Origin of the sequence: Methyloversatilis sp. NSM2, from assembly GCF_038066675.1 — a bacterium.
GTDB classification, from domain to species: domain Bacteria; phylum Pseudomonadota; class Gammaproteobacteria; order Burkholderiales; family Rhodocyclaceae; genus Methyloversatilis; species Methyloversatilis discipulorum_A.
In genome coordinates, this window is sequence record NZ_JBBUKV010000017.1 from 82,440 (window position 1) to 97,326 (window position 14,887).

Below are 14,887 nucleotides of genomic sequence, written 5' to 3' on the forward strand. Positions count from 1 at the left end.
TTTTTCATGCTGCTTCGACTACCTGAATCAGACCTTGCGGCGACGGGCCAGAGCCAGACCACCGAGTGCCAGGCCGGCCAGAGCCAGCGTGCCCGGCTCAGGGATACCTTGCACCGGACCGTTGAAGTCGGTCTGGAAGATGATGTCCGGGCCGGCTGCAACGCAACCCGTCGGGCCGCAAACCGTGCCACCGTTCACCGCACCGATGTTCGGCACTTGGCCGGCGATGATGGCCGACGGATCAACCGACTGGAACGGCAGGTTCTGGCTGATGTTGGTCACCAGGAAGGAGATCAGCTCTTCATTCCAGAAATCCGTGTCGATGAAGTTCGGCAGAACGGTCAGCAGATCGAATTCCGGCGTGGCGCCCGAACCCGTCACCGACGGGGTGCCGGACAGCGGCGAAGTGCCGTTGAGCGGCTGGCCATCGCTGCCCACCGTGCCCAGGGCACCAGTGTTCGCGTTGAAGTTGGACACCGAACCTGCAGCGCCCGGAGCGATCGTGCCGTCGAACACCAGCGTGCCGGTGTTGAAGCCGGTGCCGGCCGCGTAGTTGGCAGCGGCGTCGGAATCCAGATCCTTCACATAGACGCGGAAGTAGTTGTTGGTCTGGACCTTGGCGAAGTCGAACACGGCGATGTTGGCGCCCGGCACGCTCACGGCGGTGGTCACGACTTCCTGGTAGGCCAGTTCGAACGTGATTTCGTACTTGCCGGCGGTGCTGCCGGAACCGTTGTACAGGCCGCTAGCAGCGGCACCGGTGCCGCCCTGCAGTACGGCCAGACGGCCTTGCGAGAACACGTTGAAGCCGTAGCCCATGCCACCGTTCATGCCTTCGACGGTGCCACCAGCCGGGTTGTTGATGAAGTTGACGAAGGCTTGGTTGCCGCCTTGCGCCAGAACCGGGGACGGTGCCCAGTCGAAAGCGGTGATGCCGTTCACGTTGCCGTTCGGCGTGGTGATCGAAACCGGGGCAGCGTGCGCGGCAGCGAAAGTGCCTGCCAGTGCCACTGCAACTGCAATTTGCTTGAACTTGATCATTTCATTGACTCCGTTTGTTGGCTTGGGAGAACCACGGTTGGCTATAAGCAATCGGCGGGCCAGTTTTCTTCGTGTGTTTTAGTTTGTTGAATATAAACAAGAAAAATCTGTGTCTTGGGTGGCTGTGGCGGTTGGCGGACGTGCCCTGCCGCCGCGTGTAAAGTTCACCGACATTCTGGTTTCAAGACTCTTCGTGGTTCTGCAACCGTTCGAGGGGCAGGCGCAGTGAGCGGCCGGGGATGTTTCGGCTGCGACCGATGCGGCACGCCCAGACCGCGCGTTCCACGTCCTCTTCCGGCAGCAGGCTGCCCAGTCTTTGCGCCAGATCGTCGGCGCGGGCGAGCGCTTCGCCGTTCTCCGTGAATCGCCGCCCCGCCCGTGCGTACTGGTTGAAGATGAGCGGCGTCATCTCGGGCTGTGACTGGAGCCCCAGCTTTTCCACTGTCAGCCAGAGCCGTTGCATGGCGCGGCCGGTAGCGACGTAATCGTCGATGCGGTCTGGGCGGGTTGGCGCGATCATGAAGGCGTGAGCAGAGCACGCGATGCCTGGAATCAGGTCGAGTTGCAGCCGTGGTGCGAAAGTGCCGAAGAGCCACCTGTTAAAGAATTCGACGCGGCTCCAGCTCGCCATGACGAAACGCATCAGCTTGCCGGTGAGCGGGTCGACGCCGACAGCTGCTTCGGGGATGCGGTCCTCGCTGAAACGCGCGCCCCACTCGATCACGCGGCTGTGAGTCTGGAAGGCTTCCGGAATGGTCAGGCGGATCTGCGCGCTGTCGAAATTCAGCTTGGCGATGCGCAGGCGATCCCGGAATCCGCCGAACCAGACGATACGGTAGGGAAACACGGCTGCTTCGAGCGCCTGCCGCTCCTCGTCCGCCAACGGTCGGCTGCCCATTGCACGGCGCTGTACGGAGCGCGTCGTTATGCACGGGAGCAGCGGGTCGGGCGCGACTGCCGGGTCGGCGACCAGCCGGATGTCGAAGTGCAGATGAGTGTCCGGCGTGTCCGGCCGGCGAGCTATATCGGCGCGAAGGCCGTGGGCTGTTGCTGCAATGGACAATGTTTCCAGCATCGCGCCGACCGCAATCTGGCTGGCGTGCCCTTCGAGGTCATACACGCACCAGTGTCGGGTGTCGAAACCATGCACCCGCACGTGATCGTCGGCGAGCACCTCGAAACGCCAGATCTGGGTGTTGTCGCCGCTTGGCGCCCAGCGCGCGAGGTCGAGGATCTTGTCTACGGTGCGCATTCGTTTCTCCAGTGAGCTGCGTGTTCAGCGGGCGTTGATTTGTTTCAGCAACTGGCGCCGACCGAGTGCAAGAATGAGCCGCTGCAGCGGGTGCCGGTTTCCACCCGGGCGCCAGGTGCGCACCATCCGGTTGCGGTAGGCGTCGAACTGCAACGCCCACGGTGCCGCCCGGACTTCGCCGCGGCCAAGCAGAAGCTTGACCGTTTCCGCCGCAGCGACGCCCGCGCACAGATTGCACCCGATCATCGTCGACGGGCCTTTGCGTCCTGCGAGGTCGATGCGCCAGGGCTCGACCAGATAGGGGCGATGCAGTCCGGCGGGGGCAAGGCCGACCAGGAATCTCAGCGCCTGTTCGGTCTCGTCGTGGCCCTCCAGCTGGAAGTAGTCCTCGAAACTCATGCCGCGCGGCGAAAAAACGAGCAATCCGGTGCCCATCCCGAGCGGGGCTGCCGTCACCGCCGGGATGCCCAGGCGGTGGCAGGCTGCGAAGGTGGACCTGCGGGCGGAGAAGGCGAAGAAATCGAGGCCGTCTACATAGACATCGCAGCCCTGCAGGAAGGCGTCCGGCTGCTCCGGTGCCACGCCTTCCGGAAAGCACGTTATGTCGGCCTCGGGATTGATGTCGCGCGCCTGTTCGGCCAGCACCTCGATCTTGGGCCGATCGACCGTGCTCATCATGGCGCCGACCTGCCGGTTGAAATTGTGTACACCGAAGGTGTCGAAATCGGCGATGCGGAATCGTCCGATGCCGAGCCGGGCCAGCGTCAGCAGGTGGGCGCCGCCGACACCGCCGAGGCCGGCGATGGCGACCGTGCTGCGCCGAAGTCGGGCCTGTTCGGCCTCGGTGAACCAGCCGAGGTTGCGGCTGAAGGCCTCGTCGTAACTGAAAGCAGAGCTCATGGCGTCGCCTTGTATGTCCGTTGGCTGCGGGGCATGCTTCCGGGACATCGGATGGTGAGGTAAAAACTGTTATGCTGGCAATACCTTAGCATCTGAAGTCTTGAATTCGCATGAAGTTTTGGCTGCTCGACCTTTGGCTTGCGATGCGCAGCGTGCTCCGCCAGGGGCGACGCACGCTGATTGCCATCGGCGCGGTGAGCTTCGGTGTGATTGCGATGATCCTGTCGGCCGGGTTCATCGAGTGGTTGATGGAGGGAATGCGCGAATCCACCATCAAGTCGCAGCTGGGCCACGTCCAGGTGGTGCGACCAGGGTATGTGGAACGAGGCACCTCCGATCCCTTCGGATTCGTGATCGATGGTGAGGACGCGGCGCAGCGCAAGGTCGAGCAGGGTGAGGGCGTCAAGGTCGTGGCGCCACGTCTCAGTTTCAACGGCCTCGCCAGCAAGGGCGACAACACGCTGGCCTTCCTCGGCCAGGGCGTCTCGGCAAAGGCGGAAGCGGTGCTGTCGAGTTCGGTCACGATATCGCGCGGGCGCAACCTGTCGCCCGACGGCGTCAACGAAATGATCATGGGGCGGGGGCTGGCAGCCAATCTGGGCGTCACCGTCGGCGACACCGTGGTGCTGATGACGACGACCGCCGCTGGCAACGTCAATGCAGTCGAGGCGCCGGTCGTCGGCATCTTCATCTCCGTCAGCAAGGAATACGATGATTCGGCGTTGCGCATGCCGCTGGCGCTGGCGCAGCAACTGGTGCGGGTGAATGGCGCGCAGCAATGGCTGGTGCTGCTCGACGACACCGACAAGACCGACGCCAAGCTGGCCGAACTGGGCAAGGTGCTGCCGGCCGCGAACTTCGAACTGGTGCCCTGGTATCGCCTGTCCGACTTCTACAACAAGACGCGCGATCTGTTTGCCAGCCAGGTCAACGTCGTGCAGTTCATCATCCTGATGATCATCGTGCTCAGCATTTCCAACACGCTGTCGATGAGCGTGATGGAGCGCGTCAGCGAGATCGGGACCTGCATGGCGCTGGGCCTGACGCGGGCGCGCATACGGCGCATCTTCATGTCGGAGGGCGTGATGCTCGGTCTGGTCGGCGGCGGGCTCGGGGTGGTCATCGGCTGTGCGCTGGCGCTGGCGATCTCGGCGGTCGGCATTCCGCTGCCGCCGCCGCCCGGCATGGAGCAGGGGTTCGACGGCGAGATCCGGCTGACTTTCGGCATCGTCGCCAAGGCACTGGCGATTGCCGTGGTCAGTGCCTTCGTGTCCAGCCTTTACCCTGCCTGGCGAGCGTCGCGCATGAATATCGTCGACGCACTGCGGCAGAGTCGCTGAACGCCATGTTCAAGCTCGCGCTCCGCAACATACTCCGGCAGAAATCGCGGACAGCGATGACTCTGGCCGCCATCGTCTTTGGCGTTGCCGGACTGATACTGAGCGGCGGCTTCGTCGCCGATGTGCTGACGCAGCTGGGCGAAGCGACCATACACAGCCAGCTCGGCCACGTGCAGGTCTTCCGCAGCGGCTTCTACGAGCAGGGTGCGCGTTCGCCCGAGAAGTTCATGATCGACGACGCCGACAAGGTCGCCGAGTTTGCTGCCCGCATGCCGGAGGCGGATGCAGTGCTGCAGCGCGTCAATTTCACTGGCCTGCTGAACAACGGCAAGGCGGACTGGGCGGTCATGGGCGAGGGTGTGGAGCCGGACAAGGAAAACCGGCTCGGCACCTTCGTCCGGATCACCGCTGGCCGGGCGCTGCGCGACAGCGACACCGGCGGCATCCTGATCGGCGATGGCGTCGCCAAGGCCCTGGCACTGGCGCCGGGCGACACCGTCACGCTGATCATGAACACTGCCGACGGCGCATTGAACACGACCGAATTTGCGGTGGTCGGGGTTTTCCAGAGCTTTTCGAAAGATTTCGACGCCCGTGCCGTAAGGATTCCCATCGCGGCGGCTCGAAATCTGGTTGCGCGTGATGGCTCCAACGCCATCGTGCTGCTGCTGCACCGGACAGCGGACACCTGGCGGGTGAAGGATCTGCTGGTGCCCAAGCTGGCGTCGCTGGGATTCGACATCCGCGACTGGGTGCAGCTTTCGGATTTCTATTCGAAGACCGTGGAGCTCTACCGCACCCAGTTCGGCGTGCTGCAATGGATCGTGCTGATCATGGTGCTGCTGAGCGTCTTCAATACTGTAAACATGAGTGTCTTCGAGCGCGTCGGTGAATTCGGAACGCTGATGGCGCTCGGAAATTCGCGAGGATACGTATTCCGGCTCGTGCTCGCCGAAAATGCCCTGCTCGGTCTGACCGGCGCGGCGATCGGCGTGGTAGTGGGGGTGCTCGTCGCGCTGGCGATCAGCGAGGTGGGCATTCCGATGCCGCCGCCGCCGAACTCGAACGTGGGGTACACGGCGTCGATACGTGTGCTGCCCGAAACCGTGCTGCTGGCCTTCACGGTGGGATTGGGCGCGACCGTGGTGGCGGCCTTGCTGCCGGCACGCAAGGTTTCGCGTACGCCCATCGTCGATGCGTTGCGGTACAACATCTGACCGGTCGTGACGCATTAGAGCGCGCGTCCGGATGCGTTGGCTATGATTCGCGGCTTGTCTGGCTGCTGTCCTGTGGAGGATGCAATGTTGAGTTCTGACCGTCTAATGTCCGCACTGCGCGTGCTTGCGCTGCTGCTCGTGCCGCTTGCCTTCACGGCCTGCTCGTCGTCGCCCTATCCGGCCGCGCCGACTCAGGCTTACAGCGACGACTACAACTACATCCTGGGTCCCGGTGACTCGGTGAACATCGTCGTCTGGCGCAATCCCGAAATCTCGTCCACGGTCACCATCCGCCCGGACGGCAAGATCACCGGCACCCTGTTCGAGGATCTGCCGGCTGCCGGCCGCGATCCCACGACGCTGGCGCGAGAGATCGAGCAGGTGTTGTCGAAGTACATCCGTGACCCCATCGTGACGGTCATCGTGGCCGGCGGCATCGGTCCCTACAGCGAGCAGATCCGCGTGATCGGCGAGGCGGCCAAGCCGCAGGCGCTGGCCTACAAGCAGAAGATGACGCTGCTCGACGTGATGATCGCGGTTGGCGGCATCACCGAATTCGCCGACGGCAACGCGGCCACCATTCTGCGCACCTCCGAGGGCGACAAGCAGTACAACGTGCGCCTGAAAGACCTGGTCCGCCGCGGCGACGTGACGGCCAATGTCGACGTCAAGCCGGGTGACATTCTCATCATTCCGCAGAGCTGGTTCTGAGCAGCTCAGTCATGAGGCGTCCGCCGGAAGGATCGTGTAGCTGTGGATGATTTTCTGCGCCAGTTTTCTGGCTATCTCAGGTCGGCGTGGGGCTATCGCTGGATAGGGCTGCTGGTCGCCTGGGTGGTCGGCATCATCGGCATGGGCGTGGTGCTCGTGCTGCCGGACCAATACCAGGCGTCGGCGAAGATCTATGTCGACACCCAGTCCATCCTGCGTCCGCTGATGTCAGGCCTCGCCGTTCAGCCCAATCTCGACCAGCAGATCAACATGCTGAGCCGCACGCTGATCAGCCGGCCGAACATCGAGAAGCTGATTCGCATGGCTGACCTCGATCTGGAGGCCAAGACCAAGACCGAACGCGAAAAGCTGATCGACGATCTGATTGCCAGCGTGAAGCTCACCAGTTCCGGCCGCGACAACCTCTACATCGTGTCCTATCGCGATCAGAAGCCGGCGCGGGCGCAGAAGGTGGTGCAGGCCATGGTGACACTGTTCGTCGAATCCGGCCTCGGCAGCAAGCGACAGGATGCGGACCAGGCGCGCAAGTTCATCGAAGAGCAGATCAAGGCCTACGAGGCCAAGCTTCTGGAGGCGGAAAACCGGCTGAAGGAGTTCAAGCTCAAGAACCTCGAGCGACCGGGCGGTGGACAGAAGGACTACTTCGGCAGCCTGGGCGAGGTGCAGGCCCAGCTCAATCAGGCGCAGCTCGACCTGCGTGAGGCGACCAATTCGCGCGACGCGCTGAAGCGCCAGCTGCTGGGTGAGGAACCGACCATCAGTGCCGACAATTCGGCCATGACCTTCGCGCCCTCCGGCCCGGGGGGGCCGTCGACCGCCGAGATCGACATGCGCATCTCCGGCATGAAGAACGAGGTCGAAGGCCTGCTGCAGCGCTACACCGACAAGCACCCGGACATTCTTCAACTGCGCGCGCGCATCCGCAATCTCGAGGATGAGCGCAAGCAGATCATCGAAAAGCACGCGGCCGAAGCGGCCAAGGAGGCCGCAAGCAAGCCGGCGGACGCCAAGCCCGAAGCGAAGCCCGCGGCGACCGGCGGTGCGCAGATGCCCAATCCGGTCTACCAGCAGATCAAGGTCGCACTGGCTTCGGCCGAGGCCTCGGTTGCCTCGCTGAGCGCGCGGGTCGGCGAGTATCAGACGCGTCTCGACGCATTGAAGCAGTCGTCGCGACTGGTGCCGGAACTGGAAGCGGAGTTCAGCCAGCTCAACCGCGACTACGAGGTGCATCGGACCAATTACAACAACCTGGTATCGCGCCGCGAATCGGCCTCGATTTCGGAAGAGATGGACGCGACCGGCGTGGCGGAATTCCGTCTGATCGAGCCGCCGCGTGTCGATCCCAAGCCGGCGGCGCCCAACCGGCTCATCCTGCTGACCGTCGTGCTGGCAGCGGCCATCGTCGTCGGTGGTGCAGCATCGTTCGCCGTATCGCAACTGCGACCGGTGTTCCACGACGGCAGGATGCTGGCCGAGGTGGCCGGCGTACCGGTGCTGGGTTCGGTGTCCATGCTGCTCGCGAACGAGCGCAAGCGTTACGAGCGTCGCCGCAGCGTCGTGTTCTTCGGCGGTCTTGGCGGGCTGGTGGCCGCCTATGTGGCGATGCTGGCTTTCGTGTCGCTCGTGATGCGCAGCGCCTGAGGATAGATCATGAGCATCATCGAACAAGCAATCGAACGAATGGCCCACCTGAAGCGGGCGGGCGTCGATATCGGCGAGGAACCGGCAGCGGCGCCCGAGGCGCCGCCAGCGGCTGCGCCTGTTCTCGCGCCCGCTCCTGCGGCGGTACCTGCCGCCGCCGTACCGCCGGCGGGTGAAGTCGCCGCGCCGGTGCAGGTGGCGAGCGGAACGTCCATTGATTCATCCCGCTACGTCGAACTCGATCTGGCGCGGCTCGACGGGATGGGTCTGGTCGTGCCGTCGGCGCCGCGTTCGCAGATCGCCGAAGAATTCCGCGTGATCAAGCGCCCCATTCTGGCCAACGCCCACGGCAAGGGTGCCGCGCCGGTCGATAACGGCAACCTCATCATGGTGACCAGTTCGGTGCCGGGTGAGGGCAAGAGCTTCAATTCGATCAACCTCGCGATGAGCATCGCGATGGAACTGGACAACCGTGTCCTGCTGGTCGATGCCGACGTGGCGCGCCCCTCCATCCTGAACCTGCTCGGTCTGCCGCCCGCTAAGGGCCTGATGGACGTGCTGCTCGACGAGGACGTCGGTCTGCCCGACGTGCTGCTCCGTACCAATGTCGAGAAGCTCACGCTGCTGCCGGCAGGCATGCCGCACAAGAACGCGACCGAACTGCTGGCCAGCGGTGCGATGCGTTCGCTGCTGGTCGAACTGGCGCACCGCTATCCGGACCGCATCATCATTTTCGATTCGCCGCCGCTGATGGTGACGACCGAGGCGCCGGTGCTTGCGCAATCGATGGGGCAACTGGTCATGGTGGTCGAGGCCGGGCGCACCACGCACGCGATGGTGAAGCAGGCGCTGGCCAAGGTACAGGGCTGCCCGGTCAAGATGCTGGTGTTGAACAAGGCGCGCTATGCCCGTACCGATGGCTACTACGGTTACTACGGTTACGGTTACGGCTACGGCTCCGAAACCGGTTATCGCGACGCGGCCAAGGCGGGTTGAATGAGGACAGGACGACCGATGCTTCGCCCGATCTCCCTGGCCATCCTGGGCATCGCCAGCGGTTTCGGTTCGGCGCATGCCGAAGGCTGGCGCCTGTCGACCAGCGCGTCGGTACAGATGATCGTGTCCGACAACATCAACTTCTCGCCGGTTGCGCCGTCGAGCGACGTGCTGACCGAAGTCACGCCGACCGTCGATCTGCGACGCAGCAGTCCGCGCCTGAAGCTCAATGCCAATTACTCGCCGCGGATGATGTATTACGCGGACGACACCTTCCCGTCGCGCATCGCGAACAACATGAGCGCGAACGGATCGTTCGAGGTCGTCGACGACCTCTTCTTCCTCGACGCCAAGGCGAGTCAGACGCAGCGTCGGCGATCGGTGTTCAACGCCCAGCCCAACCTGCTGAACAGCACGCTGGGCGATTCGACCGAGACGCGGGTGTTCTCGCTGTCGCCGTCGATGCGCGGCACGGTCCGGCTCGGCGACATCGCGACATGGAAATCCAGCTACACCATCGCGCGCAGTGAATCGTCGCGCCGCGAGGGCGCACTGACCACCCGCACGTTCTCCGGCACGCTGCAGGGCGCTCCGGCGACGCTGAGCTGGAAGGGCGTGCTCAGTTCGCGCGTGACCGACTCGGGCAATGCCAACAACAGCGAACGCGAGAGCATCGTCGGTTCGCTGATCTACAAACCGGATGTCCAGATCGAACTGACCGGCCGCTACGGCTACGAAAAGTCGACGATAGGCAATCGGCGGGACGGCGCCACCTATGGCGGCGGCCTGGACTGGCGTCCGTCGCAGCGCACGGCTCTGTCGCTTGATTACGACGAGCGGCCGTACGGCAGTACCGCCAACTACAAGCTGTCGCATCGTCTGCCCAGGACAGCTTTCAACGCGGCCTACACGCGCAACATCGTGAGCCGGATCGACACCTTGCTCGAAGGTTCGGGCCTCGAAGATCTTTACGAGACGCTGGCCTTCGTCGAGCCCTACGCGAGCATCGCCGATCCGGAAGAGCGGCGCGATGCGATCCGTGCCGATGCGCTGGCCGGGCGTATCCCGGGCTACGGTTCGCTCGATTCGCCCATCCTGACCGACCGCGAATACCGGCGCTCGCGCTGGTCGCTCGGCGTGGTGCATACCGGTGCCCGCAACACGCTGTCGTTCACGATGTACCAGTCGACCAACGACAGCGGAATCGGCTCCGTCGGCGGATCCCTGGTCGGCGATTTTGCCGAGGCTTCGGTCATTGTCCAGAAGGGCTGGACCATCGGTCTGTCGCATCGGCTCTCGCCAGTCAGCTCGCTGAACTTTTCGCTGAACTCTTTCGACACCAGTGGTCGTGTGACCTCCCGCACGACGACCGAGCGCAACGTCTTCAATGCGACTTATTCCACGGCGCTCGGTGCCTACACCAGCGGCTCCATTGGTCTGCGCATGATGCGTGGCACAGTCGCCGCCGGCGATGTAGACGAAAATGCACTGATCGCCACGGTGAGTACGCGCTTCTTCTGACGCGGGCGCCGTGATGCGCAGGCTGCCGAACCGTGCAGCGCCACCGAAGCCCTGAGGGGCGGGTACCCAACGATCGAGATCCATGTACGAGTCTTTCTACGGTCTTTCCGGCAAGCCTTTCCAGCTCAATCCCGATCCGTCGTTCTTCTTCGGCAGCAAGGGCCACCGGCGCGCGCTCGCCTACCTCGAGTACGGGCTGCATCAGAGCGAGGGCTTCATCGTCATTACCGGCGAGATCGGCGCCGGCAAGACCACGCTGGTGCGCAGCCTGCTGCAGAAGCTTGATTCGAAGAAGGTGGTGGCGGCGCAGCTGGTCAGCACCCACCTCGACGCCGAGGACACGCTGCGCCTCGTGGCCGCGGCCTTCGGCCTGCCGAACAAGCAGCTGAAGAAGGCCGACCTGCTGCTGTCGATCGAAATGTTCCTGCTGTCGCTGACCGCTGCTGGCAAGCGCGCACTGCTCATCGTCGATGAGGCGCAGAACCTGACGCCGCGCGCGGTCGAGGAACTGCGCATGCTGTCGAACTTCCAGCTCGGCGAGCACGCGTTGCTGCAGAGCTTCCTGGTCGGTCAGCCGGAATTCCGTGAAACGATGCAGAGCCCGCACATGGAGCAGCTGCGTCAGCGGGTGATCGCGTCCTACCACCTCGGGCCGATGGACGCGGCCGAAACCGAGGCCTATATCGAGCACCGCCTGAAGCACGTCGGCTGGCGCGGGTCCCCGGCTTTCCAGGCCGGCGCGCACGAAGCGATCTTCAAGGCGACCGAGGGTGTGCCGCGACGCATCAATACGCTATGCGACCGCCTGATGCTGGCCGGCTTCCTCGGCGGTGCGACAGCCTTCACCGCGCAGGACGTTGCCGGTGTGGTCAGCGAAATCAAGGACGAAGCGGGCGACGCCGCGGCTGCCGCCGCGATGGCCAAGCGGCCGGACGGCCCGATGCCGTCCGACACGGCGGCGCACGCCGCTTTCAACGGCGCCGGGCTGCGAGGTTCGCCGGCGCTGTTCGATCTCGACATGTCGCAGTTCCGACTCGACGCCGACTCGGCGCAGCGGGTGCGCGACTACGTGAACGCGCATCAGGCGGGCAATCTCGAAGAACGACTGTCACGGATGGAGCGTACGCTCGAACAGACACTGGCCCTGCTGTATGAAATCGCCGAGCGCTCGACCGAGCAGGCGGACAAGGAGGCGGAATGAGCGCTGCCCAGGTGATCGCTCCGGTGCTGTGCGTCGTCGGCGCACGGCCGAACTACATGAAGATGGCGCCCATACTGCGCGCCTTCGACGAGCACGTGCCGACGATTCCGTGGGTGCTGGTGCATACCGGCCAGCACTACGATCACGCGATGAACGAGCGCCTGTTCAGCGGGCTTCGTCTGCCGACGCCACACCACAATCTCGAAGTCGGCTCCGGTACGCACGCGGTGCAGACCGCCGAGATCATGAAACGCTTCGAACCGCTGGTCGATGAACTCAAGCCGTCCTGCGTGCTGGTCGTGGGCGACGTCAATTCGACGCTGGCCTGCGCGCTGGTGGCGGTGAAGAAGCACGTGCCGGTGGTGCATGTCGAAGCCGGACTGCGCAGCGGCGACCGCGCGATGCCGGAGGAAATCAACCGCATCCTCGTCGATCGCATTTCCGACCGTCTGTACACGACCGAGCGCAGCGCGCTCGGTAATCTGACTGGCGAAGGCGTCGACGCCTCGTGGGTGCATTTCGCCGGCAACGTGATGATCGATTCGCTGCTGTCCAGCCGCGCGCTGGCGGTGCCGCCGGCGAAGACACTGGCCGAGCACGACATCGACCCGGCGCTGATCGCCGACGGCCGCTACGGTGTCGTGACGCTGCATCGTCCGAGCAATGTGGACGATCCCGAACAACTGAAGCGTCTGGCCGCGATGCTGACGCAGGCGGCGGCACGGCTGCCGCTGCTGTTCGCGATCCATCCGCGCACGCGCGGCAATCTGGAGAAGTTCGGCCTCGGTGCGCTGCTCGACAATCCGCGCATCGCATTGCTGCCGCCGCTCGGCTATCTCGAAATGCTCGGCCTGATGAGTGGTGCGACCGTCATGATCACCGACTCCGGCGGTCTGCAGGAAGAGACGACGGCGCTGTCGGTGCCCTGCCTGACCTTGCGCGAGAACACCGAGCGACCGATCACGGTGGAGCAGGGCACGAACACCGTCATCGGCGCCGACGAGGCGCTGTTCGTGCGCAGCCTCGACGACATCCTCGCCACCGGCGGCAAGCGCGGTCGCGTGCCCGAATACTGGGACGGCAATGCCGCACAGCGCATCGCCGCCGACCTGCACGACTGGCTGCTGCAGCGGAGCGCGCACTGACATGAGCGCCCGGACCGATATCCGCAACGCTTTTACCGTCGACGTCGAGGATTACTTCCAGGTGTCGGCGCTGGCACCCTATATCGAGCGCAGCCGCTGGGATTCGATCGAATGCCGCGTCGAGCGCAATGTCGAGCGCATCCTTGCGCTGCTTGCTGACAGCGGCAACCGGGCTACCTTCTTTACGCTGGGCTGGATTGCCGAGCGCCATCCGGACATGGTCCGGCGCATCGCCGCTGCCGGGCACGAGATTGCCAGCCACGGCACCGCCCATCTGCGTGCGACCGAACAGTCGCCGGCCGAATTCCTCGACGACATCACGCGCGCCAAGAAGGTGCTGGAAGACATTACTGGCGCCGAAGTCCGCGGCTACCGCGCGCCCAGTTTCTCGATCGGCCACACCAATCCGTGGGCACTCGACTGTGTCGCGCAGGCTGGCTACCGCTACAGCTCCAGCATCTACCCGGTCAAGCACGACCACTACGGCATGCCGGACGCACCGCGCTTCCCGTTCGCGTCGCGCGACGGTCTGATGGAAGTGCCGGTCACCACCGTGCGCATGGGCAGCCGCAATCTGCCGGCGGGAGGTGGCGGCTACTTCCGTCTGCTGCCCTATGCCACCTCGCGCTGGCTGCTGAGCCAGGTGAACAAGCGCGACGGCAAGCCGGCGATGTTCTACTGCCATCCGTGGGAGATCGACGCCGACCAGCCGCGCGTGCAGGGCGTGGATGCCAAGTCGCGCTTCCGCCACTACATCAACCTGCACCGCACCGAGGGCCGTCTTGCCCGCCTGATGCGTGATTTCCGCTGGGGCCGGATGGACGAAGTGTTTCCGGAGATCGCCCGTGCGGCCTGAGGCGGAGTTCATGACTGCAGTCACCGTGCGCGCCCCGGCCGACGCCGATCGCGCGAACTGGAATGCCTTCGTCGAAGCCTGCCCGACGGCAAGCTTCTTTCACTTGTTCGAGTGGCGCGACATCATGCGCGACGTGTTCGGTCACGCGACGCACTACCTGCTGGCTGAGCGTGGCGGTCGCATCTGCGGCGTGCTGCCGCTGGCCCAGGTGAAGAGCCGGCTGTTCGGCCACTCGCTGGTATCGCTGCCCTTCGGGGTCTATGGCGGTGTTGCGGCGGATGACGACGAAGCGGCGCTGGCGCTCGAAGCCGAAGCGCAGCGCATCGCGCAGTCGCTCGGCGTCGATCACCTCGAATTCCGCAACGTCGAGGCGCGCCATTCCGACTGGCCGACCGAAGACCTGTACGTCACCTTCCGCAAGCAGATTTCGCCGGACGTCGAAGAGAACATGAAAGCCATCCCGCGCAAGCAGCGCGCGATGGTGCGCAAGGGCATCAACAACGGCCTGAAGGCGGTGTTCGACGCCGACAACAGCCGTTTCTTCGAGCTGTATTCCGACAACGTGCATCGCCACGGCACGCCGGCGATGTCGCGCCGCTACTTCGACACGCTGCGCCGCACCTTCGGCGAGCGCTGTTCGGTCATGACGGTCGAAGGGCCGGACGGCGCGCTGCTCAGCAGCGTCATGAGCTTCTATTTCCGCGACGAAATCCTGCCCTACTACGCCGGCGACGCGGTGGCGGCGCGCGACCTCGCGGCGAACGACTTCAAGTACTGGGAACTGATGCGCCACGCCTGCGAGCGCGGCATCCGCGTGTTCGACTACGGTCGCAGCAAGCAGGGCACCGGTTCCTATTCGTTCAAGAAGAACTGGGGCTTCGAACCGACGCCGCTGCATTACGAGTACTGTCTGTACAAGCGCGACAGCCTGCCGCGCAACAACCCGTCGAACCCGAAGTACAGGCTGATGATCGAAGTGTGGCGCCGCATGCCGCGCAGCTTCGCGAACACGATCGGGCCCTTCATCGTCCGCAATCTGGGCTGA

13 protein-coding genes are annotated in these 14,887 nt (G+C 64.4%); 10 read left to right on the forward strand and 3 right to left on the reverse strand.

What is annotated here, in order from left to right:
• Positions 1-27: 27 nt before the first annotated feature.
• The 3 genes from WJU27_RS19315 to WJU27_RS19325 form a co-directional block, all read right to left on the reverse strand.
• Positions 28-1,041 carry a PEP-CTERM sorting domain-containing protein gene (locus WJU27_RS19315; RefSeq protein ID WP_304005861.1) on the reverse strand — a complete coding sequence of 338 codons (1,014 nt, stop codon included), beginning with the start codon at positions 1,039-1,041 and terminating at the stop codon, positions 28-30.
• Between the two features lie 181 nt (positions 1,042-1,222).
• Complete coding sequence (locus tag WJU27_RS19320; RefSeq protein WP_341423134.1) at positions 1,223-2,293, reverse strand: molybdopterin biosynthesis protein MoeY; 1,071 nt, start codon at positions 2,291-2,293, stop codon at positions 1,223-1,225.
• Between the two features lie 24 nt (positions 2,294-2,317).
• Positions 2,318-3,193 (reverse strand): ThiF family adenylyltransferase, encoded by an 876-nt coding sequence (locus WJU27_RS19325; RefSeq protein ID WP_341423135.1) that lies wholly within the window; start codon positions 3,191-3,193, stop codon positions 2,318-2,320.
• A gap of 110 nt (positions 3,194-3,303) precedes the next feature.
• Here WJU27_RS19325 and WJU27_RS19330 point away from each other — a divergent pair, with 110 nt between their 5' ends.
• From WJU27_RS19330 to WJU27_RS19375, 10 genes are all read left to right on the forward strand, one after another.
• The gene (locus WJU27_RS19330) at positions 3,304-4,533 is read left to right on the forward strand and encodes an ABC transporter permease (protein WP_341423136.1); all 1,230 of its coding nucleotides are present in this window, start codon (positions 3,304-3,306) and stop codon (positions 4,531-4,533) included.
• A gap of 5 nt (positions 4,534-4,538) precedes the next feature.
• Positions 4,539-5,750, forward strand: coding sequence for an ABC transporter permease (locus tag WJU27_RS19335; RefSeq protein WP_296813221.1), 1,212 nt, complete (start codon positions 4,539-4,541; stop codon positions 5,748-5,750).
• 84 nt (positions 5,751-5,834) lie between these two features.
• The gene (locus tag WJU27_RS19340; protein WP_019916726.1) at positions 5,835-6,461 is read left to right on the forward strand and encodes an XrtA/PEP-CTERM system exopolysaccharide export protein; all 627 of its coding nucleotides are present in this window, start codon (positions 5,835-5,837) and stop codon (positions 6,459-6,461) included.
• A gap of 42 nt (positions 6,462-6,503) precedes the next feature.
• Positions 6,504-8,123, forward strand: coding sequence for an XrtA system polysaccharide chain length determinant (locus WJU27_RS19345; protein WP_020165897.1), 1,620 nt, complete (start codon positions 6,504-6,506; stop codon positions 8,121-8,123).
• Positions 8,124-8,132: 9 nt separating this feature from the next.
• The gene (locus WJU27_RS19350; RefSeq protein ID WP_341423139.1) at positions 8,133-9,119 is read left to right on the forward strand and encodes an XrtA-associated tyrosine autokinase; all 987 of its coding nucleotides are present in this window, start codon (positions 8,133-8,135) and stop codon (positions 9,117-9,119) included.
• Positions 9,120-9,137: 18 nt separating this feature from the next.
• Complete coding sequence (locus WJU27_RS19355; RefSeq protein ID WP_020165895.1) at positions 9,138-10,640, forward strand: TIGR03016 family PEP-CTERM system-associated outer membrane protein; 1,503 nt, start codon at positions 9,138-9,140, stop codon at positions 10,638-10,640.
• Positions 10,641-10,722: 82 nt separating this feature from the next.
• Positions 10,723-11,841, forward strand: a complete 1,119-nt coding sequence (locus tag WJU27_RS19360; protein WP_020165894.1) for an XrtA/PEP-CTERM system-associated ATPase — start codon at positions 10,723-10,725, stop codon at positions 11,839-11,841.
• Complete coding sequence (wecB, locus tag WJU27_RS19365) at positions 11,838-12,986, forward strand: non-hydrolyzing UDP-N-acetylglucosamine 2-epimerase (protein WP_296813223.1); 1,149 nt, start codon at positions 11,838-11,840, stop codon at positions 12,984-12,986. Before WJU27_RS19360 ends, wecB begins: the two co-directional genes overlap by 4 nt.
• A 1-nt stretch (position 12,987) precedes the next feature.
• Positions 12,988-13,842, forward strand: a complete 855-nt coding sequence (locus WJU27_RS19370; protein WP_296813224.1) for an XrtA system polysaccharide deacetylase — start codon at positions 12,988-12,990, stop codon at positions 13,840-13,842.
• A complete protein-coding gene (locus WJU27_RS19375) occupies positions 13,832-14,887 on the forward strand; it encodes a FemAB family XrtA/PEP-CTERM system-associated protein (protein WP_296813225.1) in 1,056 nt (351 codons plus the stop codon). Before WJU27_RS19370 ends, WJU27_RS19375 begins: the two co-directional genes overlap by 11 nt.

Bases quoted from the DNA above. Each gene is read 5' to 3' on its own strand.
- WJU27_RS19315 (WP_304005861.1), bottom strand. From the start codon at position 1,041: ATGATCAAGTTCAAGCAAATTGCAGTTGCAGTGGCACTGGCAGGCACT.
- WJU27_RS19320 (WP_341423134.1), bottom strand. From the start codon at position 2,293: ATGCGCACCGTAGACAAGATCCTCGACCTCGCGCGCTGGGCGCCAAGC.
- WJU27_RS19325 (WP_341423135.1), bottom strand. From the start codon at position 3,193: ATGAGCTCTGCTTTCAGTTACGACGAGGCCTTCAGCCGCAACCTCGGC.
- WJU27_RS19330 (WP_341423136.1), top strand. From the start codon at position 3,304: ATGAAGTTTTGGCTGCTCGACCTTTGGCTTGCGATGCGCAGCGTGCTC.
- WJU27_RS19335 (WP_296813221.1), top strand. From the start codon at position 4,539: ATGTTCAAGCTCGCGCTCCGCAACATACTCCGGCAGAAATCGCGGACA.
- WJU27_RS19340 (WP_019916726.1), top strand. From the start codon at position 5,835: ATGTTGAGTTCTGACCGTCTAATGTCCGCACTGCGCGTGCTTGCGCTG.
- WJU27_RS19350 (WP_341423139.1), top strand. From the start codon at position 8,133: ATGAGCATCATCGAACAAGCAATCGAACGAATGGCCCACCTGAAGCGG.
- WJU27_RS19355 (WP_020165895.1), top strand. From the start codon at position 9,138: ATGCTTCGCCCGATCTCCCTGGCCATCCTGGGCATCGCCAGCGGTTTC.
- WJU27_RS19360 (WP_020165894.1), top strand. From the start codon at position 10,723: ATGTACGAGTCTTTCTACGGTCTTTCCGGCAAGCCTTTCCAGCTCAAT.
- wecB (WP_296813223.1), top strand. From the start codon at position 11,838: ATGAGCGCTGCCCAGGTGATCGCTCCGGTGCTGTGCGTCGTCGGCGCA.
- WJU27_RS19370 (WP_296813224.1), top strand. From the start codon at position 12,988: ATGAGCGCCCGGACCGATATCCGCAACGCTTTTACCGTCGACGTCGAG.